Here is a 26,170-nt window from a genome sequence, read left to right as displayed (position 1 = left end):
GACCCTGGCTTCCATGCGTTTGGAGATGCTTTGAGCGGTTTCTTTCCAATACTGTTCGGCACAGTCATTGATAAGAGTATTGAGCAATAACTTTGGCGATATTCACATCAAATATTTCTAACAAATTATTTTTTACTGCTAATAACCAGTGAAGACCAATTTTATAAAACTGTTTTAATTTTTCTCCAAGAAGAGTTACTAACCCGCAAACATATGGTCTTTTTGCATTTGAATTGGAGCATGAAGATGAAGTTAGCAAGGTTTCGTTCTTATTATTTTCTTCAGATTCATGCTCATCTTTTTCATTTTCTCTGCTTATTATTTCCGTATCTTGTTTGAATGATAATAACAATAGATAAGCAATCATATACAAGTAGAATTGTATCTGTACGCCATGAGGAGATTGGCTCATTAAGTGAATTCCCTTGAAGGTTCTTTTTATGAAGCGAAAAAAAAGTTCCACTTGCCACCTGTAAGCGTAAAGCATTATAATTTCGTAAGTTGTCAAATCATTTCTGTTTGTGATCAAAATGTAGTTTTCGCCCATAGCCGTAAAGCTAACAATACGATAACTTGCTTTGTTTTCATCGCTATTGAATATTATATTTGAATCTGTGATGTCACTGAAAAATTTCAAGAATGTATCCGGTACGGTGGCAGTGAGACACTCTTTTACAGTGTACGTCATATTCGACTTTCCGCGAATAATAAAAAATGCATTGCTGTCGGATATCTGCTTGAACAGATTGAAAGCGATATAGCCTCGATCACAGACATATGTAATGCCTTCGCGAAGAATTTGCTTAACAAATTCTTTTTCGGAAAAGTTACCTTCCGTACTGATAAATTCGGTTGGAATCATTCGGTTGAGTTCAAAAGATAAATGCATTTTGATCGCATTAGCGGTTTTCTTGTAACAAGCCCATGCCATATTGGAAATGGCCGGAAAAAGCGAACCATCTACAATTAGCATTTTTCCAAGATGACTGATTTCCGGAATTTTATGCAAATCCAATTCTTTTACCAACTGATGGAATATATCTTTAAATATTTCTGGGGGATAACGATTAAACGCTTCATTATACATAGACTTCGATGCGACGACCAATCCTAATGCCTTAGCAGTTGGTGATGTTTTGATCTCAGTGACGATTTGTCCAACGCTTTTAATTCTGGTTATTATTCCAAAAAGCAAATTTGTGGTGAACGATGATAATGAAAGCTTGTAAGTGTCCAAATCATTATGGAGACTATTTTGAGTAACCTCAATCAATGGTAGCACCGGTGATAGAATTGTTTGAAAAACATTTTTGTCGATGTGTTCGCTCATGGAGACCTCCTGGTTAATTAATTGTACCCACCATGATTAAAACACAAAGCGATCTTTTTGTCCAGCGCTATTTTTTATTTTAATAACAAGATGTTACGGCAATATGTATGCCGAACGGTATTGGTTTCTTTCAGTTGATCGGTAAAGGCATTCACGAAATGGAACTGGTCTTCGAGGCGGGTCATGCAGTCATCCATCATCGTTTCCATGTCCGCCCGTTTAAGATAGCGCTGCTGGATTTCATCCTTGAGGTTTTCCATGGCGAAAGCCTGTTGCAGTTCCTCCAATTCATGGCGAAAAATGAAAAAGTAGGCCAGATTGGCAACCAGTATGCCCGTCGCGGCCTTCCAGCCGAAATGGGTCAGCATGAACATCGTGTCCCACTGCCAGGGACCGGCCACCATCAATACCGGCGGTGCCGCGTAGCTGGTCAGGGTACCACCGACGGAGACGTTGACGAAAAGCAGGCCCAGCGTGGCATATTTGAATTTTTTGGAAGGGGCGTGGGCATAAAATTTTTCCACCAGCAGCATGGCGGCGATGGTCATGGCCGCCGGTTCGGTAATCAGCGATCCCAGCAGCGGGCCAATGGTCAGAATCGCCCACCACCAGGCGGTGAGCGTTCCGCCCAAAAGGCCGGCAATTTTCCACATCAACTGTTCGGAGAGCTTAAGGATCGGGCGGGTCGCCGCCAGGGTCATGATCACCACGACGAACATGGCTTCGGTGAAATTGACCCCGTGGACAATATACGCCTTGGCCGTGGACCAGTCGAAAAACAGAACAATGGCGCCCACCAGGGTGGCGGCCCAGATGCCGAACACGGCTTCCACCTCCCCGAGAAAGTGAAACAGCTCGGCCCCGTGGTGGACCGACTCACGGGGCGCCCGTCCCTGTTTGATCTTTTCCTCGTGGGCGTGGGCCCATCGATGGGCGATGACCATGAACCGGCCGGTTAAAAATGTGTGCACGATGGCGCAAACGAAAATCAGGGTCGCCACCAGGTTGAACGGCTCCTGGCGAATCCGGTTGGCCAGGATGTCGGGAATGCTTTTCATATGGCTGTCGGCATAGCTGTCCAGGCCGGGAGGGAACGCCGGTTTGACCGCTGGCGCACCGCCGGCGGCCATGGCGATGCCGGCGGCAACGATGGCCAACAGCAAAAACAGAATCCATCGGGGAGATATTCTTTGCACGTTCGGTCCTTATAAAAACGATTGAATGTTCTTCAACCGGCTGGCCATGTCCTGCAGCCGGCTGACCATGACCCGGATGAAGCTTTTGGCGTCGGGTGTGTCCTGTCCGTCAAAGGTGATGGCAATACCGGCAAATTTGAAGTCAATGGCGATGCCGTTGATATCCACGGGGGCATCATGGAGAATTTTCATGACCCGATTCAGTGCTTTCTTGGAATCTTCGCGACTGATCAGCGGCAACACCGCCACGATGGTGTTCTTACCCAACTGGCCGACGATATCGACTTCGCGGAACGTTGTGGACAGAAGCGCCAGCACGCTTTCCATGAGCATTTCATTGTTGATCGCACCGGCGGGCACCTTGGCGCGGGGCTTGATGCGGACCATGGAAAATGCCAGGGCTGAGAACGCGTAATCGTAGCGATTGGCGCGCGCGATCTCCTTTTCCAAAATAAACGCCATGGCCCCGGCCTTGATCACACCGGTGGGCATGGCCCGGTTGGCCTCCTTTTCCTTGATCAGCTGCTTCTGGAGTGAGATTTCGTCCTGTATCTTCTTGTAGTCGTTTTCATCGATTTCACCGGCGTCCACCTTGGCGCGGACCGTCTTGAGAATGGCTCCGAGTTCATCATGTTCGCTGACGCTCTGCTCCAGGGTCTGCAGCACGGTGAGCGTTTTGTGCGGTCTTTTGGCCGCATTCCCGCCCCCCTGTCCCCGGGTTTTGAGCCATTCGGCGCGCATCTGATCCATAACCGAATCCATGCGGGCGTTGAGCCGATCTTCCAGTTTGGTGATCACATCGTCAGCCATGTCCATTTTGCTCAACTGGCTGACGATGTTCGACTCGATATTGGAAACCACACTTTTCAGGTGGTCGGGATCGTCCTTCTCCCCGGCTTGGTCCATGGCCATCGGGCCGCCGATCTGCTCCACATAGCCGGCCAGAATCTCTGCCAACAGATCATCGTCACCAGTGCCTTTGCGAATCTCGGAGGCCAGATAGATGAGCTGCGCGGCCTGCTCCGGGTTGTTTTTAAACTCCTCGATCAACTGGTTGCCGTCCACACCGATATCTTCCCCACTCTCCTGGAGGATGTTGGCCAATCCCTCGCTCTGCAGCTCCTTGCTGAGTTCCTGAACCAACTCCAGATAGCCGGTGTGGGACATGCCCTCATCGATCAGGGCCTGTTTGATTTTTGGCAGCAGGCGTTTGAGCTCGGCCGCTTCGGGAACCAGGCGCCTGAGGATCTGGGCCATGCGGGCGGGCGTGATCCTGCCCTCCTGGTATTCGTCCCTGACCAGCTGGATCAATACCTGATCGGTGAGGGCGTCGGCGTTTTCCAGAATGGCCGCTTCGTTTTCATAGGCCACACCCAGGGCCTTCTGGGCTTCGATGCCTTCCAAAAGCTGCTTTTTCATGTCGAAGACCGCATCGGCCAGATCAGTGAGAGCAACGTCCCCTTTGCCGGCCAGGTGCTTTTCCACTTCGACGCGCATCACTTCCAACTGCTGGAACAGCAGACCGCCATGGCCACCACCGGTGCCGCCGCTGCCGCCGTGTCCGGAACCGGTACCGGCGCCACCGGTTCCGGATCCACCACTTCCCTGGCCAGCCTCGCCAATCCCCGAACCGTTTCCGGTTCCCGAACCGGTGCCGCCCACGGGACCCCGGCCACTGCCATCACCGCTGCCGGCCCCTTCACCCCCCGGACCACCGCCCCCCGGACCACCGCCCCCCGGACCACCGCCCCCCGGACCACCGCCCCCCGGACCACCGCCCCCCGGACCGCCACCCCCCGGACCGCCACCTCCCGGACCGCCACCTCCAGGGCCACCGCCCCCCGGGCCATTACCACCGCCCGGTTCGGTTCCGGTTCCTTTTTCGGCTCCGTCGCCGTGCTTGAGGTCCGCCTGGATCATGTTCTGGGAAACGGCACCGGGGTTGGCCATGAGACTTTCGATGTTCAAAGTTTTGGCGAACTCCTCGGTGAGCACGCTCTCGAGCAGCGTGTCCATGAACATTTTGCGTGCCTTGGCTTCGTCTTCGGCGGCCATGATTTGTGGCGTCAGTTCTTTGAGCGCATCCCGGGAAACGATCTCATCGTCCGCGGTCACCTTTTTATAGCGCACATGATTGATTCTGATGCTGGAGACCCCCCGGGCGAAGATGGCTTTTTTAAATCCCTCGGCACCATCATATTTGCTGATATTGCCGAATACTTCCAGAAAGACGCGCACTTCCCGTTTTTCGATACCCGGTTCGAGGGCGATGGATTGGATGCCGTTGTTTTTAAACAGCATCACCAGGCGGGACACATTCAGGCGCGGATCCAGGGGTTCTTCATCCACGAAAAATTCCTCGCGGTTGAGAATGAAGACCAGCGGGTTGATCCGGTTTAAAAGGTCCATAGCGCCCTCGTAGAACAGGTCGATGGATTGCTCCACGAAGGGGTGGTTGGGCTGGTACATCATTGATCGGTTGAATAGCAGGGCAATTGTCCGACCGAATTGGGAGAGCTGGCTTTTTATGGCGCTGTCTAACGGCATGATGTCCTCATCTGGCTGGCGATGATCTGGCGAAGCTGGCCTGAAATCGTTCCAGATTGCGGGCGAAATCGCGGCAGGACGCGTATCGTCGGTCAGGATCGAAGGCCAGTGCTTTGAACAGGATTTTATCCAGGGCCCGGTTGGCCACCGGGTGAACCTGGGAGGGACGCTGTTGAAAGAGCCGGTCTTTCAACGACAGTTTCATTTTGAGCAGGTCCATGGCTGTCCGATAGGGGGGATAGGGCAGCCGCGACATGAGCATCTCGAGCATCATCACGCCGGCGCTGTACTGGTCTGCCCGGCCGTCAACGGTGCCTGACAGTATCTGCTCGGGTGCCATGTACATGGGGGTGCCAAGCAACAGTCGCTCGCTTTTTCCCTTGGTCCGGGAGACCCGCGCCACACCGAAATCGGTGATCAGGGGGCGTTTGGAATGATCTTCGATCATGATGTTGTCCGGCTTGATATCCCGGTGCACGATGTCGTTGTCGTGGGCATAGGCCAGGGCGTCAAGCAGGTTCAGCATCAGCGTGATCACCGTTTTCAGCGGCATGAACCGCTTGGACGGAACGATGTTTTTGCGGGTGCGTTGGATATAGTAGGAGAGCGCATGGCCGTGGACCAGCTGCATGGTAAAAAAGAGAAAGTCGTCGGTCTTTCCCACTTCATAGATGGGGATGATGTGCGGGTGCGCCAGGATCGCCGCCGCTTCGGCTTCCTGCTGGAAAAACTGGGCGCTTTTTTCGGTCAGCATCGACTTGGGCAGAACTTTAACGGCAATCTGCCGCTTGAGGCTTTTCTGGTAAGCCACGAAAACGGCGGACATGGCTCCGTGCCCCAGTTTTTTAAGCAGAACGGCGGTGCCAACCGGCTGTCCGACCAGATGATCCAGATTGAGCGTGGCGATGGTTGGCATCTTCTTGTCTTTCACGCCGGCTGCATGCCGATACCGTCGATGGGTGTTCCACACCCAAGGCAGCGGCCGGCTTCCAGGTGGTTGTCCAGAATCCGGAATCCCTGACGGGCGATGACGGTCTGTTGGCATCCGGGGCAGAGGGTATCTTCGCCCCCCCGGCCGGGAATATTTCCCGTATAGACGTATTTCAGGCCGGCGGCAATACCGATGTCCCGCGTCCTGAGCAGCGTTGCCACCGGGGTTGCCTCCCGATCGGTCAACCGGTAGGTCGGATGGAATCGGCTGACATGCCAGGGGGTTTCCGTTCCCAGATCCCCGGCGATGAAAGCGGCCAAGCGCGAGAGTTCGTCGGGATCGTCGTTGAGTCCGGGAATGATCAGGGTCGTGACCTCGACCCAGACCCCCCGTTCTTTCATCCGTCGTAGGGTCGCCTTGACCGGCTCCAGGCGGGCGCTGCACTGTTTTTTGTAAAAATCGTCGCTGAAGGCCTTGAGGTCCACGTTGGCCGCATCCAGCCAGGGACTGATCCGCGCTAAGGCGTCGGCACTCATGTAGCCGTTGGTCACGAAGATGTTTTTCATCCCCTGGGCGTGGGCCAGTTCGGCCGTGTCGCAGGCAAATTCAAAAAACACCGTCGGTTCGGTATAGGTGTAGCTGATGCTTTTGCAACCGCGTTCCCGGGCCGCCGTTACCACGGCCCGGGGTGTGGCCGGATCGCCGGCGATCTGGCCTCCCCGGTCCGATGGCATCTGGGCAATGTTGGCATTCTGGCAGAAACGGCATTTGAAATTGCATCCCACGGTGGCGATGGAAAAGGAGCGGCTGCCGGGCAGAAGATGAAAAATCGGTTTTTTTTCGATGGGATCGTCGCCGGCCGCGATCAGGCGGCCATACACCAATGTCTGCAGAACGCCCCCGCGGTTCTCGCGAACCCCGCAGATGCCGCGTTTGTCCTTGCCGATCAGGCATTGGTGGCTGCAGAGCCGGCAACGGACCTGTTGATCGTCAAGGGTGTCGTAGAGCCAGGCTTCCATGGAATCAGGCTCCTTTCTTGATCAGTTTTACGGATTCGTCTGACATACGGGTTTGTCGATATATCCGTCGAATATCAAATGTCCAATGAAAAATGTCAATTGGTGGTATTCTGCCCTTTTATAATCGACCCGATCCTTCAATTGACATTTGGATTTTTTCATTTGGCATTGATCGAATCGGGACGGTGGGTTTCTGATCACGCCACCAGAAAAAATACATCCAAATGCGGTTACCCTGAATATCCCGTCAGCGTTTTTCGTCCGACTGTCGGTGGGATGTCTCAAACCCGTTGGATGGTGCCATGCCGGAGCACCCAGCCGTGCCGGCGGCCATGTGGCCGACTTTTTTGGGCTGGTAGCGGATGGCCAGGGGGCGGGTCCGGAAACGGGGCAGAAGGGTGACGACCATGCCGGCAAAGGTTCCGAAGGGAAATCGCTGCACCAGTCCGGAGCCCTCGATCTGTTTCATCCAGGTGCTCCAGGGACCGGGAAGCTGGCAGACCGTACGCCAGCACACCGGTACGGGACCCATCAGTTTCCGGACCATGCCTTTGATTTCCCAGACACTGAAAAAGGTGGCCCGGTTGTAGATGGTCGGCGTGAAGATGCCCCGCACCCGCCGGCCAATGCCAGTGATGGCATAGCGATTCAGAAAGCCGATGAAAACACGGTCTTTTGCCACCCGAAAGGCCTCTTCGAGTGCTTTTTGGGGATTATCCACAAATTCCAGGCTGGTAAACAGGCAGGCATGATTGAACGAATTGTCGTCAAAAGGCAGATCCTCGGCCACCCCCCGGTACAGGGAGACCCGGTTGCCCAGGGTTTCGGACAGGATGTCCAGCATGTAGGGTGACGGATCGATTCCCGTCACATCGAGACCTTTCTCCAGCAGCGGCAGGCACGAGGCGCCGGTCCCGCAGCCGATGTCGAGGATCGATTCTCCGGCAGCCGGGTCCAGCATGCCCAGCATCAGGCGGCTTTCCAGGTCGGCGGCAAAGCGGTTCTTGCGTTTCAGCATCCAGCCATCGTAGTTTCTGGCATCGTGAAAATCGAATACGTAGCCCATACTTAAGCACCCGCTTGCCAGGTGAAGGGCCGGTTGGCCCAGTTTATCATCGACAATAATAACACAATATATTGCTTGAAGATCCGGTTGCAAGTTGATTGTATGGATGTCCACTGCTTCGTTTTCACGAGGGGAGGCCAAGGAGACGACGATGAAAACACCGATAGCGGTTCATTCCATTGGATATGTTCGTAAAAAGAACGATGCGACCCGAATTGATATCGACCCGCAATATCAGGCCGCGCTGCTGGTCATGGACGGGTTTTCGCATATCATTTAATTGGAAAGGCAATTTTGCACGGATGCAATCCCCCATGGCCAAACCGACCGGCGTGATCACCGAACGGCTGCGCGGCATTGTGGACCGGGTCACTTTCCATAATGCCGACAACGGCTGGTCGGTGCTGCGCGTCTCCCCCTTTGACAATCCCCACCAGCAGGAGACGGTGATTGTTCATCAGACCAAGGTGTTTGCCGGGGCAACCATGGAGTTTTTCGGCGCATGGACCATCAACCCCAAATACGGCCGCCAGTTCAACGCCACCCGGGCCGTCGAGCACCGGCCGGCCACCAGCGCGGCCCTGGAAAAGTATCTCGGATCGGGACTGATCAAGGGGGTCGGCCCCAAAACGGCCAGGAAAATCGTCCGGCATTTCGGCAGCCAGACCCTGGACGTTTTCGAAGGCGAGATCGAGCGGTTGACCGAGGTGCCGGGGATTGCCCAGAAAAAACTGACCATGATCAGTGCTGCCTGGACCGAACACCGGGCCATCCGGGATGTGATGATGTTCCTTCAGTCCCACGGCATCAGCACCCTGTTTGCCGTGCGCATCTACAAGGAATACGGTGACGCGGCCATTCCCATGGTTACCGAAGATCCCTACCGGCTGGCGCGGGATTTTTACGGCATCGGTTTTTTTTCGGCCGACAAGGTGGCGCTCTCCATCGGTCTGGCCCTGGACAGCCGGCAGCGCATCATGGCCGGGATCAGCCACGTGCTCGCCGCCAGCCGGGATTTCGGCCACTGCTACCTGACCGAAGGCCAGATTCTCATCCAGGTGAACGACCTGTTGGCCCTGGATGTGAGCGCGCGACTGCCCGATCTGCTGCAGGTCATGGAAAACGACGGTCAGGTGATGGTGCGGTTGCAGCCCGCCGATGAAGGGGTCGACCAGCGCTGCTTCTACTCCCGGACCCTCTACTACGACGAGTTGGCCGTGGCCCGCCGGCTCAACGGCCTGGAGGGAACGGTACCGGTGGCCATGCAGCGCGTCAAACGCTGGATCGACAGCTACTGCCAGTCCAACCGGATCACCCTCAGCGATGAACAGGCGGATGCCGTCCAGCACATCGTGGCGCAGCGCTTTGCCGTCCTGACCGGTGGCCCCGGCGTGGGCAAGACCACCACCACCCTGGTGCTGGTCAAACTGCTCGAAGCCATGGGCCGTCAGGTGCTGCTGGCCGCCCCCACCGGCCGGGCGGCCCAGCGCATGACCGATGTGATCGGCCGGGAATCCAGGACCATCCATCGTCTGCTGGAGTGGCAGCTGGGCGGTTTCAAGAGAAATGAGGAGAATCCCCTTGACGCCGATGTGCTTATCGTTGACGAGTGCTCCATGCTGGACATCAGCCTGACGGCGGCCCTGCTCAAGGCGCTGCCCCCGGATTGCCAGGTGCTTTTTATCGGGGATGCCGACCAGCTGCCCTCGGTGGGGGCCGGCAACGTACTGCGGGATATCATCGCCTCGGGCAGCGTGGCCTGTTTTCGCCTGACGCGCATTTTCCGCCAGGCGGCCCGGTCGCTGATCATCCGCTACGCCCATCAGATCAACCAGGGGGAGTTGCCCCGCATCGATTCCCCCTTCAAAAAACCCGAGGTCTGGACCAACGGGGCCGACTGCTTTTTCATGGATTCGGACGAGGCCACCCAGGCACAGCTCAATTTTGTCTCGCGGGTCAAACGGGTTTACGATCCACGCTTACAAGCTTTGGCGGCGGACACGGATTCCGGCGAGAACCCATACGAATTTCGCGTTCGCGAGGCGGTGGTGCCCTACGAGACCGAGCTGACCATCCCTAAAAAATTCGAGCACGTCGATCTGGCCCAGGTGCTGCAGGCCGAGAGCCGGGTGCAGGAGCTGGTGGCCGTGGTGAAAAAAGTCCATCCCTGGTCATCTCTGCATTACGGGCTTTCGGCCAGCGACATCGTCAACAAACTGGTTTTGGAGTGGATTCCCAAGTACTGCGGCGAGCAATGCGAAATCCAGGTGCTTTCGCCCATGACCCGGGGCAGCCTGGGGACGGTGAGCCTCAATGCCATGCTCCAGGAGACGGCCAATCCGGCCGTCCCGGGAAAGGCGCAGCTCCAGGTGGGCGAGCGCATTTTCCGAACCGGCGACCGGGTCATCCACCGCCGCAACAACTACGACCTGGGCGTGTTCAACGGCGACATCGGCGAGATCGTGGCCATCGACAACGCGGCCCTGACCTGCACGGTGACATTCTTCCCCGACAACCGCCAGGTGGAATACCAGCGCGACGACATCGTCGAACTGGACCTGGCTTACGCCATCACGATCCATAAATCCCAGGGCAGTGAGTTTGAAGCCGTGATCATTCCAGTGCTGACCCAGCATTTCAAGATGCTCTTCCGGAATCTTCTCTACACCGGTCTGACACGGGCCCGCAAACTGGCCGTGCTGGTCGGCACCCGCAAGGCCATGGCCATGGCCGTGCACAACCAGGATACCAGCCAGCGCCAGACCATGCTGCGGGAGTTATTGCAAGGCTGGCCGGCGGCTTAGGATCGGGGATGAAATTAATTGAACGTAATTGCGCCGGGCTTGTGTTCGTCTTCAAGGCGCATCAACGGTTGCATACCGGGAGTATGTGGCCGTTGATGCAACGCGGAAGACGGGCGCAAGAACAAGCAATTTCGTTTAATTAATAAAATTCCCGATCCTTAGCCCTTACCCCCCATTTGACATTGGACCCCCTTTTATCTATAAGCGGCCTAAAAATGAATCGAAGAACCAGTAACGGCTGGCGACAACTGGCCGACAATAAAATAAAGGAGCTTCCATGACCCTTTCTCCCCTGACCGCCGTTTCGCCGGTTGACGGCCGCTACCACCGCGCCACCGCGGCCCTTTCCGACTATTTCAGTGAAGGCGCCCTGATCCGCTACCGGGTGCGGGTGGAGATCGAGTACTTCATCGCCCTGTGCGAGCTGCCGCTGCCCCAGTTGGCCGATGTCGACCCGGCGGTCTTCAATTCTCTGCGGGAGGCTTCCCGAAATTTTTCCATGGATGATGCCGCCGGCGTCAAGGCGATTGAAAAGACCACCAACCACGATGTCAAGGCGGTGGAGTACTTTGTCAAGGAGCAGTTTGACCGTCTGGGGCTTGGCGCTTACAAGGAATTCATTCATTTTGGTCTCACCTCTCAGGACATCAACAACACGGCCATGCCCCTGAGCCTGAAAGAGGGCTGGCAGACCGTCATGTTGCCGGTGCTGGACGCGGTGGTGGCCGACCTGGCCGACAAGGCCGGGCAGTGGAAAGGGGTCTCCATGCTGGCCCGCACCCATGGCCAGCCGGCATCGCCCACGCGGCTGGGCAAGGAGATCTACGTTTTCGTGGACCGGCTGAAGTCCCAGATGAAGCTGCTGGCCGCCGTTCCCTTTGCCGCCAAGTTCGGCAGCGCCACGGGCAATTTCAACGCCCACCATGTGGCCTACCCGGATATCGACTGGTTCGCCTTTGCCGATCATTTTGTCAATGATACCCTGGGGCTGCAGCGCTCCCGGGTGACCACCCAGATCGAGCATTACGACCACCTGGCGGCCTTTTTCGACGGGGTGAAACGGATCAATACGATCCTATTGGACCTGTGCCGGGATTTGTGGACCTACATTTCCATGGACTATTTCAAGCAGCAGATTAAGAAAGGAGAGATCGGATCGTCGACCATGCCCCACAAGGTCAACCCCATCGATTTCGAAAATGCCGAAGGCAACCTGGGCGTCGCCAACGCCATTCTGGCGCATCTCTCCGCCAAACTGCCCATCTCGCGGCTGCAGCGGGATCTGACCGACTCCACGGTAACGCGCAACATCGGCGTGCCCCTGGGCCACACCCTGATCGCCTTGAAATCGATACAGCGGGGCATGGCCAAACTGATCCTCAACGAAACCGCCCTGCAGCGGGACCTGGAGAACAACTGGGCCGTGGTGGCCGAGGGGATTCAGACGATTCTGCGCCGGGAGGGCTATCCCAAACCCTATGAGGCCCTTCTGGCCCTGACCCGCACCCACGCGGCCATCGACCAGGCGGCCATTGCTGCCTTCATCAACGGCCTGGATGTGAGTGAGGGGGTTAAAAAGGAGCTGTTGGCGATCACGCCGCAGACCTATACCGGCATTCAGGATTTCTGAACCGGCGTTCATCCGGCCGGATGCAAGGGAACCCAGGCGGCAAACCATGCCCAAACTCTACCTGAAAGAATATGCGCATGCCCTTGCCGGCCGTGAGCTCTTCATCGCCTGCCGGGAGGGGATCCTGCGCGGCCACTTTCAGGAGATCATCAGCGATATCAAATTCCTGACCCGATTCGGCGCCCGGACCACCCTTTTGCACAACATGCCCAACCGCTTTGCCAACCAGAAGCGGATCCGCCAGCTGGAAACCCGCCTGCCCGAGACCCGACTCGTGCGCATCAATCCCGAGATCGATTTCTACGATGCGGTGCTGGGCCACAGCGAGTCCATGTACAAGGTGATCTTTCTCGAGCGCCGCTACCTGATCGATCGGCAGGGCTATAAAATCAATGCCGTCACCACCGGCCGGGTGCGCGAAGCCCTGGAGGATTTCGGCGATCTGATCGCCAACGTCAACTTCAAGGGGGCCATGGCCTGCATCTGTCAGAAGATCGAGGCCGGCCACTGCGAGCGGGTGCACATCCTGCCGGCCGGTAAGCACACCATCAAGCACGAGCTGTTCACTGTCGAGGGGACGGGCACGCTGATCGCCAACAACTTCGAGGAATCCTTCCACCCGGTGGAGAGCGACGACCAGGTGGACATCGTTTTCCGGATTCTCTCCATGTACCGGCGGGCCGGCTATCTCAAGTCGCGCAGCAAAGCTTACATCATGGAGCATCGGAAGCGCTTTTTCGTCACCGCCATCGACGGCATCGTGGTGGGCTGTGTGGAGCGGAAGATCGTTGACGACCGTACCGTGGAACTGGGCGCGCTGGCCATCTCCACCCGTTTCCGCAACCAGCGGGTGGGGGTCTATACGGTCAAGTCCTTCATGGCCCTGATGGTCGCCCAGGGATTTACCCGTTTCATCTCCCTGACCAACAACCCCCGGCTGGAGGACCTTTACACCCAGATGGGGTTCGTGCAGCAGAGCCTTCCGGAGTACGCCCGGCGCCAGGCCGAAAGCCCGGATGTGCGCATGTTTTTCAAAATCCTGGAATAGGGGCGGGCGTTTACTCCAGGGGCTCGAACAGCTTTTTATTGATCGCCTTTTCGTAGGCCGCCTCGCGGGTGATCTTCTCTTCTTCCACCAGTTGCATCAGATGCTGATCCATGGTCTGCATGCCCGACTTGGTTCCCGTCTGAATCAGTGACTCGATCTGGGTGATCTTGCCTTCCCGGATCATGCTGGCCAGGGCCGACGAACCGATGAGGATTTCATTGGCCGCGCAGCGCCCCTTGCCGTCCGCGGTGCGGAGCAGTTGCTGGGCGATGACGGCCCTCAGGGACTCGGAGAGCATGGTGCGCGCCTGGGCCTGCTGGTTCGAGGGAAAAGCGTTGATGATGCGGTCGATGGTTTTGGCCGCGCTGTTGGTGTGCAGGGTGCCGAAAACCAGAATCCCCAGCTCGGCACAGGTCAGGGCCAGGGAGATGGTTTCCAGGTCGCGCATTTCGCCCACCAGGATCACGTCCGGATCCTCCCGGCCGGCGACCTTGAGCGCGTCGGCGAAGCTCTTGGCGTGGGTGCCGATTTCACGCTGGGTGAAGATGCATTTCTTATTGGGGTGTACAAACTCCAGGGGGTCTTCGATGGTGATGATATGGGCGTCCCGGGTTTCGTTGATATAATTGATCATGGCCGCCAGGGTGGTCGATTTGCCGCTGCCCGTGGGGCCGGTGACCAGTACCAACCCCTTTTTGAAGTCGGCGACGGACCGGACCGCCTCGGGAAGGTTCAGCTGTTCCAGGGTCAGGATCGTGGTCGGAATGATCCGGAACACCGCGCCGAAGCCCCGCTGCTGGTGAAAAATGTTGCAGCGGAAACGCCCCACCCCCGCCAGCTCATAGGCCATGTCGAAGTCCAGATTCTCCTCCACGCTTTCCTGCTGCTCGTCGGTGAGGATTTCGAAAAGAATCTTACGGTTGGCTTCGGCCGTAATGACCGGGTGTTCCAGCGGCCGCAGTTCGCCGCTCTGGCGGATCATGGGAGGAAAGCCGATGGCCAGATGCAGGTCACTGGCGCCTTCTTGCTTCATCTCTTTGAAATAGGTGTCGATCGTTGCCATTGTCTGCCTTTCCGGCGGTACGCTTATTTTGCCGTTCGCTCGGCCCGGTCCACAAACGCCTGAAACCGTTTTGGATCATTGGCCTGGGACTGGGCCTCATGGGCATCGATTTTTTCATCCTGGAGCAGGGCCAGGATCGATTCATCCATGATCTGCATGCCTACGTTTTTAGCGGTCTGCATCATGGAGGGAATCTGAAACGTCTTGCCGTCGCGGATCAGGTTGGCCATGGGCAGGGTGCCGATGAGCACCTCGGTGGCCACTTCCATTTTTTTCTTGTCCCTATCAGGAATCAGACGTTGAGTGATCACCGCCCGCAGCGACTCGCTGAGCATGGTGCGGATCTGGTTCTGTTCCGTGGCCGGGTAGGCATCGATGATGCGGTCCACGGTTTTCGGGGCGCTGGCGGTAGCCAGGGTGCCGAGCACCAGATGGCCGGTTTCGGCGGCCGATATGGCCAGGGAAATGGTTTCCAGGTCTCTCAGTTCGCCAATCATGATTACATCCGGATCTTCCCGCAGGGCGGCTTTCAGGGCATTGCCGTAAGAGTGGGTATCCATGCCCAGCTGCCGCTGATTGACCACCCCCTTTTTGATGGGATGGACAAATTCGATGGGATCTTCAACGGTCAGGATATGATGGGCCCGGTGAGAATTGATGTGATCGATCATCGACGCCAGGGTGGTGGACTTGCCCTGGCCGGTGGCGCCGGTCACCAGGATCAGGCCCTGGTGATTGTCCATTACTTTTTCCACGATCGCCGGCAGGCCGAGGGTCGCCAGTGTCGGGATGGTTTTGGGGATGCTGCGAAACACCGCACTGAGACCGTTATTGTGCAGCATGGCACTTCCCCGGAAGCGGCCGAGCGCGTCGCGATCCACGGCAAAATCCAGCTGTTGCTCGTCCATCAGCCGTTTGCGCTGCTCCTGGGTGAGAATCTCGAAAACGACCTGCCGCGTCTGCGCTTCGGCCAACGGCGCACTTTTCATTTTGACCAGCCGCCCCAATCGGCGAATGATGAACGGTTCGCCGGGAGTGACATGGATGTCGGAGGCATTGAAGTTGACTGCTGCCTGAAAAACCTTATCCAGAATCGCCATGGGTCACCAGATTGTGTTGGTTTGTGGATCGTTCATTTCCAGATTGCCGTCAGACCGGCTTCATCATTGTTTCGGGAACAATGATAACGACTTTGTCTTTCTGAAGATTGAGAAAGTCTGCGTTGAACAGCACCTTGTTTTCAAGGTTGCATACCTGGGCATGCGTAATGGCGATAAAGTCGTGGGCACTGATGATATAGTCGGTCAGCCGGGTGTCGGAAAACATGGCGATTTCGCCGACAATGATGAATTGGTCCGTATAGATGCGGACTTTGGTTCTGTCCTGGGGTTCCTCTTGCATGACAATCTCCGGTTATGGGTAATTTATGCCAACGCCTGTCAAATCGTGTACGGGTGATTTACGCAACTTGATTGATCTATTTCGGCAATTGTCGGGAAAAGTTTACCCCAATGTTACAACCTTATGCGGGGGGAGACGGGTGGAGAACCGCATTCAGGGCGGATTTAAGGGCGGCAAGGATTTCCGCCTGCAGTTCGGGCAGGTCCTTCAGTTGGCCGATGATACTTTCGAGGTGATCCCAGTGATAGTCCGAAGCGGGCGGCATGCCTTCTGCCGGTCTGACGTTGTCGAGCAATTCACCCTCCAGATAGAGCAGGCGGTAATAGCCTTTTTCCGCCTTCAGCCCCGCTTTCCCGGGAGGGCGGTTTTTGGGTGCGCGGTTCTCGATGGCACGCGCGAAGATTGTTGCCATGTTTTCAAAAAGCCGTTCCTGCTGCGCCGGGTTCAGATCCGCCTGGTAGAGTTTTTTCAGTTCGCCGGGGAGATTCACGATTTTCCTCGAATTTCAAATTTGCGCTCCAGATTCATTATGTTGCCGGATGCGTTCAACGTCAATCATATTGCCCTGAATCGGGATAAAGGCTATAGCATTCAAGATAATGTTTTTGGACGGCGTTATCGGTCGTCGCGGTATGCTTATACAGCTTCCTCCCTCTGGCCTTGCCAAAAACATTATCTTGAATGCTATATAAACCGGATCATTCATGAATGCTTTTTTATGTCCCATTGCAAACGAATCCGTTATACGGTTGAAGGAGAACCCGCGTGCCCAAAGCCAGCAATCTTCAGAAAGGCCATATCATCAATATCGACAACCAGCCCTACCAGGTGAAGCAGATCGACGTGCACACACCGTCGGCCCGGGGGGCCAACACCTTGTACAAGGTTCGCTATGCCTCGTTGATCTCGGGCCAGAAGCTGGACCAGACCTACAAAGGTAACGACATGCTGGACGAGATGGTGGTGGACAAGCGGCGGGTCAGTTTCCTGTATCAGGCTCAGGAGCTGTACACCTTCATGGACAGCGAAAATTATGAGCAGTACACCCTCTCCGCCGAGACCCTGGAAGACCAGATCCAGTGGCTGGTCGACGGCCTGGAAGGCATCACGGCCCTGCTTCGGGACGGCCACCCGTTGTGCATCGAACTGCCCCAGACCATCGACCTGGAGATCGCCGAAACCACGCCGGTGATCAAAGGCGCCACGGCCACCAACCGCAACAAACCGGCCACGCTGGTCAACGGGGTAACCGTTCTGGTGCCCGAATACATGACCGCCGGCGAAGTGATCCGGGTCAACACGGAGACCGGTCAGTATATGTCGCGGGTGAAGGGCTGATCCTTATCCCTGCTGGGCAATCGCGGCCGGTCGCTTCCCGACTTTGCGTCCATGCCGATTGTTGGCGGTCTGAACCAGAAAATAGCCGGTCATCAGGCAAAGGATCAGCGCCAGCCCGCAGAGGATCACGGCCAGTCCCGGATCGGATACGACCAGCAACAGCTGGTCGCTTCTTTTGGGTGTTTTCCCGGGGTTGTTGAATACCTCCGCCTGGTTGCAGGTGGGGTCGTCTGCCGGAGGCGCAATCCGGGTTTTGGTGCGCCTCTTTTGCTTTATTTTGTCCAGAAAGAAGAACCGGCCGTCGACCCGCACCGGTCGTCCATACCGAAGGGTGATGACGTCCTGGTCGGCATCCGACAGGGTGACGACGGTCTGGGATATCTGATCCCCCATTGCCGAGGGGGCAGGGAAATAGCGGTCCTCGATGGCCTGCACCCGGTAAGGGGTGGGGCTTCCGTCGACGGTGAAGCGCTGATTCGTTTCCAGGGAAAGGGTCTGCCATGATCCGGTGACGAAGGTCGTTAGATGGCCAAGCATGATAATGATGAACGTAAAATGGACCATCGACGGAATCAGAAGATAGACGAATCTTCCCCTTGTCAGGGATTGGCGTTTGGCCACGATCTGAACGAACCGGTTGGTGGCGCAGATAAATGTGTTGAGGCCCAGGGCGCCCATGATGACAAACAGCACCGGCACCCACCAGACCGTTTCCGGCCGGGCACTCAGATTCATCGCCAGCCAGGCCTGAACCGTCTGGCGGTTCATTTCGGAGAAGAGCACGAAGTTCCGGCCGGCGTAAAAGGTTCCCGTAAACAGCGTTGCCGAGGCCATCATCAAGAGCACGACGGCAACCCGGATATCACCCAGCACTGTCCAGATCCGTTTCATGATTGTCATCCCCCCACCCGTGGAAAGCGCATTTCACGCAGATAGTTTCCGTAGCTGATAAAAAAGACCAGCATGGCGCCGACGATGGTGACCAGTGCGTTCCTCCGGTTCCAGGCAGGAATGAACTTCATGTGCAGGCAGGCGGCAAAAAAGGTCCAGATGGCAGCCGAACCCAGGTGCCTGGCCCCCCAGCTGAAGGTATTCCCCCAGCCCAGGAAACACCAAACGGCCCCGGTTACCTGGGCGATGGTGTAAGCGATGAATCCCCAAACAATCCAGGTCAGATGCCCATCCGCCGGCGTTTTCCCGAAAAGCGACATCGTGGCGACGCCCGCCCCGATGTAAAACAGGGCATGGGCCATGGATTCGGATGTGAAGAAGAACAGGGCCCAGATGTTCAGTTTTTTGGGGGAGGGGGGGATCATTCCCTGGGGATAAAAAATAGAGAACAGGGTGAGCCCTATCACCAGCATCAGTGTCACCGCTATGGGCGCGTCCGGATCGACAAGGCTTCGGATCAGGATGATCAGGGCGATGCTCCAGGGAAGCAGGAACGGCCCTTCGAAGATGGGGTTGGGAACAAATACCCCGCCCAGCCATCCGCGGCCCAAAAGGTAGAGTCCCTGCAAAACAAAGGCGATTGCCAGGGCGGCCCGGCCGGCATACGGCCAGCGCCGCAGGTAAAAAATCAAGGCCATGCCATAGCCGCCGGCGGCGGCGACCAGGCAGGCCAGGGAACCTGTTGTAAACATGATTATTCCTCGATTTGTGTGTGGTGAATCCAGACCACCTGGGAAAAGCCCCACATGCCCCGGTCGGAAAAAAAATCCCGAGTCGGGGCCAGCAGATACCCCTCGGCCGGGCGCTTTCCGTTCAGGCGGTCGGCGATGATCATGGCCGCACCGTCGTCTGTGGAGAAAATCTCGCGACCCGAAAACAGGGCCCGGTAGCCGTCACAGGCGACAAAGAGAAAGAAATCCTCGGCGGTCAGGCCGGGAAAGTTGGTACGCAGAAAATCGCGCAGCCGATACCCCTCGACCGTGGCGATTTCGTCATATCCGTGACCGTGACCGATCCGGATCCAGTGATCGTTGGACGTCCGGGCAACCGGGGTAAGAATGCCCGGTGTGGCCGTATTCCCATCGATGCAGGTAATGCTGTCGCTCTGGCAGGAGAATTTTTTCCTGCGCGGCGGCAGCGCCTTCTCGTCCACCGGAATGGTCGTGTAGCTGATGCGGACCACGTTTTCCAGGTAGCGGGCGGTGTCCGGCTCCCTGGGGCAGATCAGGCGCAGACCCTCCAGGTCGGCGGCATAGACGTTGCCCGTATATTGCTCCCGGACCGCGTCCGTGGTGGGTTCGACCGGCTGGCGGCTGAAGGCCAGGGTCACGGGCTTGCCGTCCCCGGTCATGATCAGTTCGTTGAAACTGAAACAGGCGCGTTTTCCCGATGCGGAATGGAATGTCACCAGGATGTCCAGCGGCTGGTCGAAACCGGCGTGGTCCGGTTTTTTCGGGGCAATTCCCTCAAGGATGTTGAATGCCGGGATGCCCACATGGATGTAAGCCCCCAGGAAATTTCCCGAGGGTGAGATTTCGCGGGTGCGGATGCGGGTGGTGGCCAGGGCATTGAGCGCATCGCCGGAAAAGCGGTAGGTTTTTTTCACCAGGCCGTCAATCTCGAGACGGACGCCGGCGGGCACCCGGCGGGCTACGGCGAGGGGGGTTGCCCCGGACATGGTCAGGTAGTCGTAGTAATCCCGATGGGTCTGGCGGTAGTAAAAAAATACTGCCGCAGCGGCGATAACGGCAAGCACGATCTTTTTTGTCATTGGTTGCCACTTTCCATGGAGACGGCTTCAATGCACTTGACGGATTTGACCTGCCGGTCAGCCATCAGATCGTCGGCCGGAATCAGGATGAATTTGCCGTTTCGGGTGATCGGCTTGCCGTCCTCTTTGCGCGCCAGAATAATCCGATCACCGTGAGGATTGAGAAAAAGTTCTCCCCATGAGACCAGGACCCGGTGCGCGTCGGGTGCGGAGACGATAAACACCGTATTGACATCCGCTTTTACGCGGGCCTGCTCAATGACGGTTTTAAGTGGTATGCCGCTGTAAGTGTGGGTACCGTGGTAGCCTTTTCCGTCGCCGACCACGTGTACGGTGGCCGTGATGAACTCCCCTTCGGAAAAATCCTCAAATGTCACCGGTTGCCGGCCCTCCCCGCCGACGGTGACCTGCGGGCTGTACGGCTCCGGCGACGGATCGGCCCCGACATCGGAGCAGCGGTCAACTACCTCGATGGCCGTGATGGCTTCGATGGATCGATCGGCGTACCTGTCCGAGGGGACCACCAGTTTCGGAAACCGGATTTCCCGTTTAAGGATATCCATCATGTGGTGATAGGCGTCCTTGTCCTTGAATTTATCGATGCTTTTATTGGGGAAGATGGGGTGGGCAGAGATGGCCACGATCACTTCAGCGGTGCTTTTGTAATACAGCTCTCCCCAGGAGAGCACAACGCTTTGGCCGTTGCTGCTGGTGACCCTTACGGCCAGATCCACCGGTGAGTCGAAATCGGTATGCTTTTTTTCTATTCCGGATAGTGACAAGATATCCCTGAGGGGCACTCCGAGAAGCTTAAAGACGCCGCGGAACTCGCCGTCGGTACAGATTTCATTGAGGTGGACTTCCGCGGCGGCCAGCTTTTCGAGCATTGCCTGGGTGACCTCCAACGGATGCCTGACCGAACCGGAAATGCTTATCCGCCTCTCCGCTGCCCTGCACAATCCAAAACCGAGCATGCCGACCTCCTTTGAGATGTGGTTTGCCGTTTCACAACCACAACTATTTTTTGAGCACAAATGCGTCATAGCGTGTTCCCGCAGCATCGAGCGCCTCATATTCCAGATGCCGTTGGGAGACGCGGATGACCTGAAACAGTTGCCGTCCGGTCCCTGACTTCTCCATCAGGGCCGCATGCTGCGGGCCGACCGGATAGGATTTGGGCCCACTGACCGAGATCACATAAACCGTCCCCGGCTCATCCGGGCCGACCCGGGTGCCGTTTTTCAGTTTATATGTGCGGCTGTAAGTGTGGTCGTGGCCCTGGAGCACCAGATCGACCGCATATTTGTCGAATATCGGCACGAAAAGATCCTGAAGCGTGGACCGGTTGCGCCATTTGCCCGTGTTGTACACCGGCTGGTGAATGGCGGCGATGGTCCAGGGCTGCGGGTTGCGGGACAGAATGCGGTCCAGCCACAGGGCCTGTTCGGCCAGTTTCTCGTTGCCGTTGAGCATTACCATCCGGACGCCCTGATAGTCGAGAAAGTAGACGGTCTCCTCCAGGCCGGCCGGTCCGTTTTCGGGCAGGGTAAAGTGGGGTCGCCACAGGTCGAAAATCCGAAACGCGTCGGGTTTGACCCGTCGGCGGTTGGGATAGGCATGGTTGCCCGGCAGGAAGATCATCGGCGTCATGCGGGGAATCCACCCGAAGGCGTCAAACAATTCGGCCCACTCCGCATCCCTGTCCCCGTTGTCCACGAGATCGCCGACAAAATGCCAGAAATCGGCATCGGGTGCGTGTTGATACGCCGCCCGGAAAACCCTTGAGCACTTGGACCGGACCTCCTCCTGGGGATCCCCGAAGGTGACAAATTTAAACGGTGCCGGGTGATCGTCGGCGGTTTTGAACTGGTTCCACTCGCTCCATGCCCCTGTGGCCCCCACCCGGTAGGCATACACCGTATCCGGCGCAAGGGCGTCGAACACCACCGCGTGATGGGCCAGCATACGCCCATCGTCCAGGGTGACCGTTTCGGTGTCGGCGGCCACTGACCGGGCATTTTTGTCAAAGTCGGACAGGCCGCTGGCCGGTGCGATCTGGGCCTGGGGATGAGCCACCGGAACCACCGTGCGCCAGGTGACCGCCTGGCTGGTGGCGGGTGTGGTGGTCAGGTTTAAGATGATTCGTTGGGGAGTGGCCGTTTGTCCCCAAAACGTTAGAGAATGAGGGCTTTCCGGAACCGGCCCGGATGTGCTTTTCGATCGTGTAAATGTTTTCTCGCCGCCGCCGCAGGCAATCGTCAACGTTAGGCAGAGGCAGAGCAGACCGATTTTGGGCCAACATCTGAATGGGTAGAAACGCATGTTTTATTCCTTCGCGAAGAGATGGCCTCAAGGCTACGATACTTGTATGTAGAAGAACAATGAAAAGGCGGTCCCCTTTTGTGGTGGGGGACCGCCGCTGCATGTCAATTCAAAACGCTTTATTACAGATCAAATTTCACGCCTATCCACGTGCGCATGCCCGGTGCGGGGAAACCTTCCTCAGCTTCGTAATCCTCGTCGAAGAGGTTTTCCACCGCCAAAAATACCTTCAGGCGATCTGACATGAATGGTTGGGTGATTTTGGCGTTGCACAATTGGTAAGTCTCGTTTTTTATAACCTCGGTGTCAGGTTCTTCAAGGCTCGGCAACTCCCTGTATGACTCGCCCATGTAGAGCATGGTCAAGTTCAGCTGGGTGCCGATAGTCGGCAGGGTGTACTGCACACTGATCGTTGCTGTGTATTCGGGAACACCGACCACCTCGTCGCTGGCCCGCTCGTGGCTTTTGTTGCTGGCGTCGTTGGTCATGTAGCCGAGTTTAAAAAGGAGATCTTTGTAAGGTGTGATTTCCATATTGACCTCCCACCCCCGCATCTGGACTTCAGCGTAATTTTTCGACTGGCTTTCTGGATTGTCAGGTGCATCGTCGGTGATATAATCCGAAATGTCGTGAAAAAACGGGGCTACCTGCAGCTTCAGCTTATCTTCGAACGTCCAAAAGAGACCGGCCGTATAGTTGATGGCGGTTTCCGCCTCCAGACCCAAGTTGGGTGTGTCGCCATCATAGATTTGGTCAAGAGTAGGAAAACGGGTTTTCTTGGCAACGGAAGCAAACAACTGGATGCTGTCGACAATCTGATAGGTGGCGCCGATCATGGGATTAAATTCATCCATGGTGTCCGGGGTATCCGCTTTGATGATGTTGTTGTCGTCGTTCGGGTTATCCTCGGCTTTGGTAACCTCATACCAGTCATAGCTGATGCCGGCTATAATCGACAATTTGTCGTCGAAGAGTGTCATCTCGTTTTCGAAACCGACGGAGCCTGTTGCGGCCTCGCTTTCGGCATAGGGTATCTCCTCAAGGTCGCGTTGTTCGTGGAAGTCTTCTTTGTAATGCAAAGAAAATCGCAGGGTGTCCCAATCCGTAATTTGGTAGTCTCCTAGCAGTATGCCCCCTAGGATGGAGTCGTTGTATGTGCTCAAAGCCCAGGCTTGGGTATAAGTTTCATCCGTGTAAGATTCGTATTCATCGCTGTGGTCATGGTAGTAAAGCTTTGCCTGCAAACTGAACGCGTCCGTAAAGGCATGCTCGGCACTCAGGTCGACGCCCCAGTCGTCGTAGGCGCTGATTCGGTCAAAGTGCGCATAGTTATAATCGTACCGTACCTGCACAAAGTCTATGTCGGGCGGATCGCCTTTTTCGGTTTTGATGTAATGGAAGTTGACGTATATTTCCGTGTCTTCCGAGGGCTCGACACCAATTTTGGCCCAAAAGTTGTCGGTTTCATAATCCGAATTGACCCGTTCGCCCTCGTCCTGGATAACGGCAGGCGTCCTTGTGCGGGATCCGTCTGCCTGCCGTACCATAATCGTCCCTTCACGAGAGTCGAAATCGTCGGATAGATCCCAGGAGTCCCATTCCTTGCGTGAATAACTCAGCCAGTAGTTGATGTTGCCTTTTTTCATGCCATGGGACAGCCCCACTCTGTAAGCATCGTCGATGCCGTCCACACCGTACTCGGCCGTGGCCGACAAGACCGGTTTCTCACTGGACGCATTTTTAGTGATGATATTGACCACTCCGCCCAGAGCGTTGGGGCCGTAAAGGACGGAAGGGGCCCCTTTAACCACGTCGATGCGGGCGACCCCCTCCAGGCCGACCTGGTTGAGGTCCAGGCTTCCGTACTTGGTTTCGTAGTAGGGAACCCCGTCGATCAGGGTTAATATGCGCTGTTTGTCGAACCCGTGAATGTTGATCTCGGGAAGCATTTTACGGCCATAAGTGACCCGCACACCCGGTACATAGGTGAGGGCGTCGGCCACGCTGTCCGCATTGACAGCCTCGAAATCCTCGACGGTTATCTCGTCGCTAATGGCGATATCGCGGACCGATGACCCTTTCCCACTGACAACGATTTCTCCCAACGAATACTCCTGGTATCCTTTGCTCTCATCCGCCATGGCAGATAAACTAAATAGAGGACAAAGCACCACCAATAATAAACTTAAAAAAATTAACCCCGCTCTGAACTGTTTCTTTCGGTTCATCATCCTCTCCTTCTCCTCCTTGAGTTTTTTAACTTTTTTATCCGTTCCATATGAGCCCTTGATCGATTTTCCATTCTGAGCAGTTCGGTTCCGCAAGTACTTAAAAAGGGATCGCCGCAATAAACGGAGTTATGTTTGAATAGTTCGAAAGTCTCTTGGGGAAAAAGAGTTCTATATAAAAAAGAGTTACAATGTCAAGAAAGACATAATGACATTAAGACAAAATTGACGTATTCAGGTCAGCTCGAAAACGATGGTCAGTTCCAGGGACAGATCGTTCTTGAACAGGTTGGCGGGTGGCCGGGGAAATGGTGCGGCCCGCTGAACGGCGTTAACGGCAGCCATGTTCAAGGCACTGCTTCTGGCCCCTTTGGTGACGGTGATGTCGCGTACACTTCCGTCGGTGGCCAGAATAAAATGAATCGCCACGCGGCCCTCGATGCTTCTCGTTTTGGCGGCTTCGGGGTAGCGCTTGCGGCTTTCGATTTTGAGCCTCACCATGTCCAGGTAGCTGTCGGCGGTCATGTAGTCGCCGGCGGCCAAATCGGTCTGGGGGCCGGGGACCCAGGCGGCGCTCTCCACACCCGGTGTTTGCGGAACATCCGGGGCGCTGATGCCCTCCATCAGGCTGTCGGGCAGGTTGCTCTCCACCGGCGCCATGGCCAGGGGCCTGAAACGGGGTACGGGACGGGCAACGGCTTTGAGCGTCTTCACTTGATCCTGGGGTTCGGGTACCTTGGGCCGGGGACGCGGCCGGGGGATATCCCTTGCGGCCGGCCGGGCGATATTCTGCAGGGACATTTCGATGTAAGTCAGTGCCCGAGTGTGGTAGATGCCCGACAGGTGCATGAACAGCACCCCGTGGATCGCCACCGAGAGGATGATCAGCGTCCTGAGCAGCCAGTTGGGGGAAGATGGGCGATCCATGGCCGATGGGTGCAGACGGGCTTCCATGGCCTACAACTCCTTTTCCGTGGCCAGGCAGAGCCTGCCGGCACCGGCGGCCTTGGCGATGTCCATGACTTTGACCGCCTGGTTTTTGATTTTAATGCCTTCATCGACCATGAAATTAGTGGTCAGCAGAAAATAAATCAGCAGCATGAAGACGATATCGATCAGCGACGTCATGGGCATTTGAGCTGATCTTCGCCATCTTCGAAGGTGTCGCGGGTGTCCATCGACCCGTTGTGGTCCCGGTCGCTTTCGATGGCGGTCAGTTTGCCGTCGCGGTAGTGCTGGATTTTATCGAAACGCCCGTCCGCGTTGCTGTCGATCTCCAGGCGCACGGGATTGCCGCGCGGGTCCAGCAGAGCGACCTGGTCGATTTTACCGTCATTATCGGTGTCCCGCTCGACGCGTTTGTCTTGGGCGGCATCGGCGGACAGGCCATGCACGCAGAGAATGGCGGAAAGGCTGCCGGCCAAAATGATTTTTCCCAGGCAGGACCTTTTTGTGCGAAAGCAGCGATAGCAAGCCGCAAAACGGTTGAGCCGGCGGACGTCCATGGTATTAGCAGATTCCAATA

At 56.4% G+C, this 26,170-nt stretch carries 24 protein-coding genes; 5 read left to right on the top strand and 19 right to left on the bottom strand.

Features of this window, described 5'->3' with window-relative positions:
* Positions 1-64 precede the first annotated feature (64 nt).
* From GN112_RS16710 to GN112_RS16685, 6 genes are all read right to left on the bottom strand, one after another.
* Complete coding sequence (locus GN112_RS16710; RefSeq protein ID WP_155309288.1) at positions 65-1,330, bottom strand: IS4 family transposase; 1,266 nt, start codon at positions 1,328-1,330, stop codon at positions 65-67.
* 74 nt (positions 1,331-1,404) lie between these two features.
* Positions 1,405-2,526: a putative Na+/H+ antiporter gene (locus GN112_RS16705; protein ID WP_231717043.1), complete on the bottom strand. Its 1,122-nt coding sequence runs from the start codon at positions 2,524-2,526 to the stop codon at positions 1,405-1,407.
* A 9-nt stretch (positions 2,527-2,535) separates the two neighbouring features.
* Complete coding sequence (locus tag GN112_RS16700; RefSeq protein ID WP_155311254.1) at positions 2,536-5,073, bottom strand: nucleotidyl cyclase domain-containing protein; 2,538 nt, start codon at positions 5,071-5,073, stop codon at positions 2,536-2,538.
* 7 nt (positions 5,074-5,080) lie between these two features.
* Positions 5,081-6,004: a serine/threonine-protein kinase gene (locus GN112_RS16695; RefSeq protein ID WP_162458973.1), complete on the bottom strand. Its 924-nt coding sequence runs from the start codon at positions 6,002-6,004 to the stop codon at positions 5,081-5,083.
* On the bottom strand, positions 6,001-7,023 hold the full coding sequence (gene amrS / locus GN112_RS16690) for an AmmeMemoRadiSam system radical SAM enzyme (protein WP_155311252.1): 1,023 nt from the start codon (positions 7,021-7,023) through the stop codon (positions 6,001-6,003). Before amrS ends, GN112_RS16695 begins: the two co-directional genes overlap by 4 nt.
* A gap of 247 nt (positions 7,024-7,270) precedes the next feature.
* A complete protein-coding gene (locus GN112_RS16685) occupies positions 7,271-8,089 on the bottom strand; it encodes a class I SAM-dependent methyltransferase (RefSeq protein ID WP_155311251.1) in 819 nt (272 codons plus the stop codon).
* Positions 8,090-8,240: 151 nt separating this feature from the next.
* Here GN112_RS16685 and GN112_RS34880 point away from each other — a divergent pair, with 151 nt between their 5' ends.
* From GN112_RS34880 to GN112_RS16670, 4 genes are all read left to right on the top strand, one after another.
* A complete protein-coding gene (locus GN112_RS34880) occupies positions 8,241-8,369 on the top strand; it encodes an SAM-dependent methyltransferase (protein ID WP_269434921.1) in 129 nt (42 codons plus the stop codon).
* Positions 8,370-8,403: 34 nt separating this feature from the next.
* Complete coding sequence (gene recD2, locus GN112_RS16680) at positions 8,404-10,893, top strand: SF1B family DNA helicase RecD2 (RefSeq protein WP_231717042.1); 2,490 nt, start codon at positions 8,404-8,406, stop codon at positions 10,891-10,893.
* Positions 10,894-11,170: 277 nt separating this feature from the next.
* Positions 11,171-12,523, top strand: coding sequence for an adenylosuccinate lyase (gene purB, locus GN112_RS16675; protein WP_155311249.1), 1,353 nt, complete (start codon positions 11,171-11,173; stop codon positions 12,521-12,523).
* A gap of 46 nt (positions 12,524-12,569) precedes the next feature.
* Positions 12,570-13,571: a GNAT family N-acetyltransferase gene (locus GN112_RS16670; protein ID WP_155311248.1), complete on the top strand. Its 1,002-nt coding sequence runs from the start codon at positions 12,570-12,572 to the stop codon at positions 13,569-13,571.
* 10 nt (positions 13,572-13,581) lie between these two features.
* Here GN112_RS16670 and GN112_RS16665 read toward each other — a convergent pair whose 3' ends face one another.
* The 4 genes from GN112_RS16665 to GN112_RS16650 all read right to left on the bottom strand — a co-directional run bounded on the left by GN112_RS16665 (position 13,582) and on the right by GN112_RS16650 (position 16,525).
* Complete coding sequence (locus tag GN112_RS16665; protein WP_155311247.1) at positions 13,582-14,634, bottom strand: type IV pilus twitching motility protein PilT; 1,053 nt, start codon at positions 14,632-14,634, stop codon at positions 13,582-13,584.
* 23 nt (positions 14,635-14,657) lie between these two features.
* Positions 14,658-15,734, bottom strand: a complete 1,077-nt coding sequence (locus GN112_RS16660; protein ID WP_155311246.1) for a type IV pilus twitching motility protein PilT — start codon at positions 15,732-15,734, stop codon at positions 14,658-14,660.
* 49 nt (positions 15,735-15,783) lie between these two features.
* A complete protein-coding gene (locus tag GN112_RS16655) occupies positions 15,784-16,035 on the bottom strand; it encodes a DUF6812 domain-containing protein (protein WP_155311245.1) in 252 nt (83 codons plus the stop codon).
* Between the two features lie 121 nt (positions 16,036-16,156).
* Entirely contained in the window at positions 16,157-16,525 is a 369-nt protein-coding gene (locus GN112_RS16650; RefSeq protein ID WP_155311244.1) for a hypothetical protein, read from the bottom strand.
* A gap of 275 nt (positions 16,526-16,800) precedes the next feature.
* Here GN112_RS16650 and efpL point away from each other — a divergent pair, with 275 nt between their 5' ends.
* On the top strand, positions 16,801-17,373 hold the full coding sequence (gene efpL, locus GN112_RS16645) for an elongation factor P-like protein EfpL (protein ID WP_155311243.1): 573 nt from the start codon (positions 16,801-16,803) through the stop codon (positions 17,371-17,373).
* Between the two features lie 3 nt (positions 17,374-17,376).
* Here the strand turns inward: efpL and GN112_RS16640 are convergent, their stop codons facing one another.
* The 9 genes from GN112_RS16640 to GN112_RS16600 all read right to left on the bottom strand — a co-directional run bounded on the left by GN112_RS16640 (position 17,377) and on the right by GN112_RS16600 (position 26,168).
* Positions 17,377-18,264 carry a hypothetical protein gene (locus GN112_RS16640; protein WP_155311242.1) on the bottom strand — a complete coding sequence of 296 codons (888 nt, stop codon included), beginning with the start codon at positions 18,262-18,264 and terminating at the stop codon, positions 17,377-17,379.
* Positions 18,265-18,269: 5 nt separating this feature from the next.
* Positions 18,270-19,016, bottom strand: coding sequence for a cytochrome C assembly family protein (locus GN112_RS16635; RefSeq protein ID WP_155311241.1), 747 nt, complete (start codon positions 19,014-19,016; stop codon positions 18,270-18,272).
* Between the two features lie 2 nt (positions 19,017-19,018).
* Positions 19,019-20,095, bottom strand: a complete 1,077-nt coding sequence (locus tag GN112_RS16630; RefSeq protein ID WP_155311240.1) for a hypothetical protein — start codon at positions 20,093-20,095, stop codon at positions 19,019-19,021.
* The gene (locus GN112_RS16625; RefSeq protein ID WP_155311239.1) at positions 20,092-21,069 is read right to left on the bottom strand and encodes a hypothetical protein; all 978 of its coding nucleotides are present in this window, start codon (positions 21,067-21,069) and stop codon (positions 20,092-20,094) included. The genes GN112_RS16630 and GN112_RS16625 overlap by 4 nt, the downstream gene beginning before the upstream one ends.
* A 43-nt stretch (positions 21,070-21,112) precedes the next feature.
* Positions 21,113-22,417, bottom strand: a complete 1,305-nt coding sequence (locus tag GN112_RS16620; protein ID WP_155311238.1) for a purple acid phosphatase family protein — start codon at positions 22,415-22,417, stop codon at positions 21,113-21,115.
* A gap of 122 nt (positions 22,418-22,539) precedes the next feature.
* Positions 22,540-24,522 (bottom strand): TonB-dependent receptor plug domain-containing protein, encoded by a 1,983-nt coding sequence (locus GN112_RS16615; protein WP_162458972.1) that lies wholly within the window; start codon positions 24,520-24,522, stop codon positions 22,540-22,542.
* Between the two features lie 357 nt (positions 24,523-24,879).
* Positions 24,880-25,599, bottom strand: a complete 720-nt coding sequence (locus GN112_RS16610) for an energy transducer TonB (protein WP_155311236.1) — start codon at positions 25,597-25,599, stop codon at positions 24,880-24,882.
* A 3-nt stretch (positions 25,600-25,602) separates the two neighbouring features.
* Positions 25,603-25,779: an ExbD/TolR family protein gene (locus GN112_RS16605; protein WP_155311235.1), complete on the bottom strand. Its 177-nt coding sequence runs from the start codon at positions 25,777-25,779 to the stop codon at positions 25,603-25,605.
* A complete protein-coding gene (locus GN112_RS16600; RefSeq protein WP_155311234.1) occupies positions 25,770-26,168 on the bottom strand; it encodes a hypothetical protein in 399 nt (132 codons plus the stop codon). The genes GN112_RS16605 and GN112_RS16600 overlap by 10 nt, the downstream gene beginning before the upstream one ends.
* Positions 26,169-26,170 lie beyond the last annotated feature (2 nt).

It is taken from the genome of Desulfosarcina ovata subsp. ovata, from assembly GCF_009689005.1.
Lineage (GTDB): Bacteria > Desulfobacterota > Desulfobacteria > Desulfobacterales > Desulfosarcinaceae > Desulfosarcina > Desulfosarcina ovata.
Note: the sequence above shows the minus strand (reverse complement) of the source record. Positions and strands in the feature narration are given on the sequence as shown.

What these genes read in the sequence shown, in the direction of transcription:
- GN112_RS16710 (WP_155309288.1), bottom strand. Translation starts at nt 1,330, where the DNA reads ATGAGCGAACACATCGACAAAAATGTTTTTCAAACAATTCTATCACCG.
- GN112_RS16700 (WP_155311254.1), bottom strand. Translation starts at nt 5,073, where the DNA reads ATGCCGTTAGACAGCGCCATAAAAAGCCAGCTCTCCCAATTCGGTCGG.
- amrS (WP_155311252.1), bottom strand. Translation starts at nt 7,023, where the DNA reads ATGGAAGCCTGGCTCTACGACACCCTTGACGATCAACAGGTCCGTTGC.
- GN112_RS16685 (WP_155311251.1), bottom strand. Translation starts at nt 8,089, where the DNA reads ATGGGCTACGTATTCGATTTTCACGATGCCAGAAACTACGATGGCTGG.
- GN112_RS34880 (WP_269434921.1), top strand. Translation starts at nt 8,241, where the DNA reads ATGAAAACACCGATAGCGGTTCATTCCATTGGATATGTTCGTAAAAAG.
- recD2 (WP_231717042.1), top strand. Translation starts at nt 8,404, where the DNA reads ATGGCCAAACCGACCGGCGTGATCACCGAACGGCTGCGCGGCATTGTG.
- purB (WP_155311249.1), top strand. Translation starts at nt 11,171, where the DNA reads ATGACCCTTTCTCCCCTGACCGCCGTTTCGCCGGTTGACGGCCGCTAC.
- GN112_RS16670 (WP_155311248.1), top strand. Translation starts at nt 12,570, where the DNA reads ATGCCCAAACTCTACCTGAAAGAATATGCGCATGCCCTTGCCGGCCGT.
- GN112_RS16665 (WP_155311247.1), bottom strand. Translation starts at nt 14,634, where the DNA reads ATGGCAACGATCGACACCTATTTCAAAGAGATGAAGCAAGAAGGCGCC.
- GN112_RS16660 (WP_155311246.1), bottom strand. Translation starts at nt 15,734, where the DNA reads ATGGCGATTCTGGATAAGGTTTTTCAGGCAGCAGTCAACTTCAATGCC.
- GN112_RS16655 (WP_155311245.1), bottom strand. Translation starts at nt 16,035, where the DNA reads ATGCAAGAGGAACCCCAGGACAGAACCAAAGTCCGCATCTATACGGAC.
- GN112_RS16640 (WP_155311242.1), bottom strand. Translation starts at nt 18,264, where the DNA reads ATGAAACGGATCTGGACAGTGCTGGGTGATATCCGGGTTGCCGTCGTG.
- GN112_RS16635 (WP_155311241.1), bottom strand. Translation starts at nt 19,016, where the DNA reads ATGTTTACAACAGGTTCCCTGGCCTGCCTGGTCGCCGCCGCCGGCGGC.
- GN112_RS16630 (WP_155311240.1), bottom strand. Translation starts at nt 20,095, where the DNA reads ATGACAAAAAAGATCGTGCTTGCCGTTATCGCCGCTGCGGCAGTATTT.
- GN112_RS16625 (WP_155311239.1), bottom strand. Translation starts at nt 21,069, where the DNA reads ATGCTCGGTTTTGGATTGTGCAGGGCAGCGGAGAGGCGGATAAGCATT.
- GN112_RS16620 (WP_155311238.1), bottom strand. Translation starts at nt 22,417, where the DNA reads ATGCGTTTCTACCCATTCAGATGTTGGCCCAAAATCGGTCTGCTCTGC.
- GN112_RS16610 (WP_155311236.1), bottom strand. Translation starts at nt 25,599, where the DNA reads ATGGAAGCCCGTCTGCACCCATCGGCCATGGATCGCCCATCTTCCCCC.
- GN112_RS16605 (WP_155311235.1), bottom strand. Translation starts at nt 25,779, where the DNA reads ATGCCCATGACGTCGCTGATCGATATCGTCTTCATGCTGCTGATTTAT.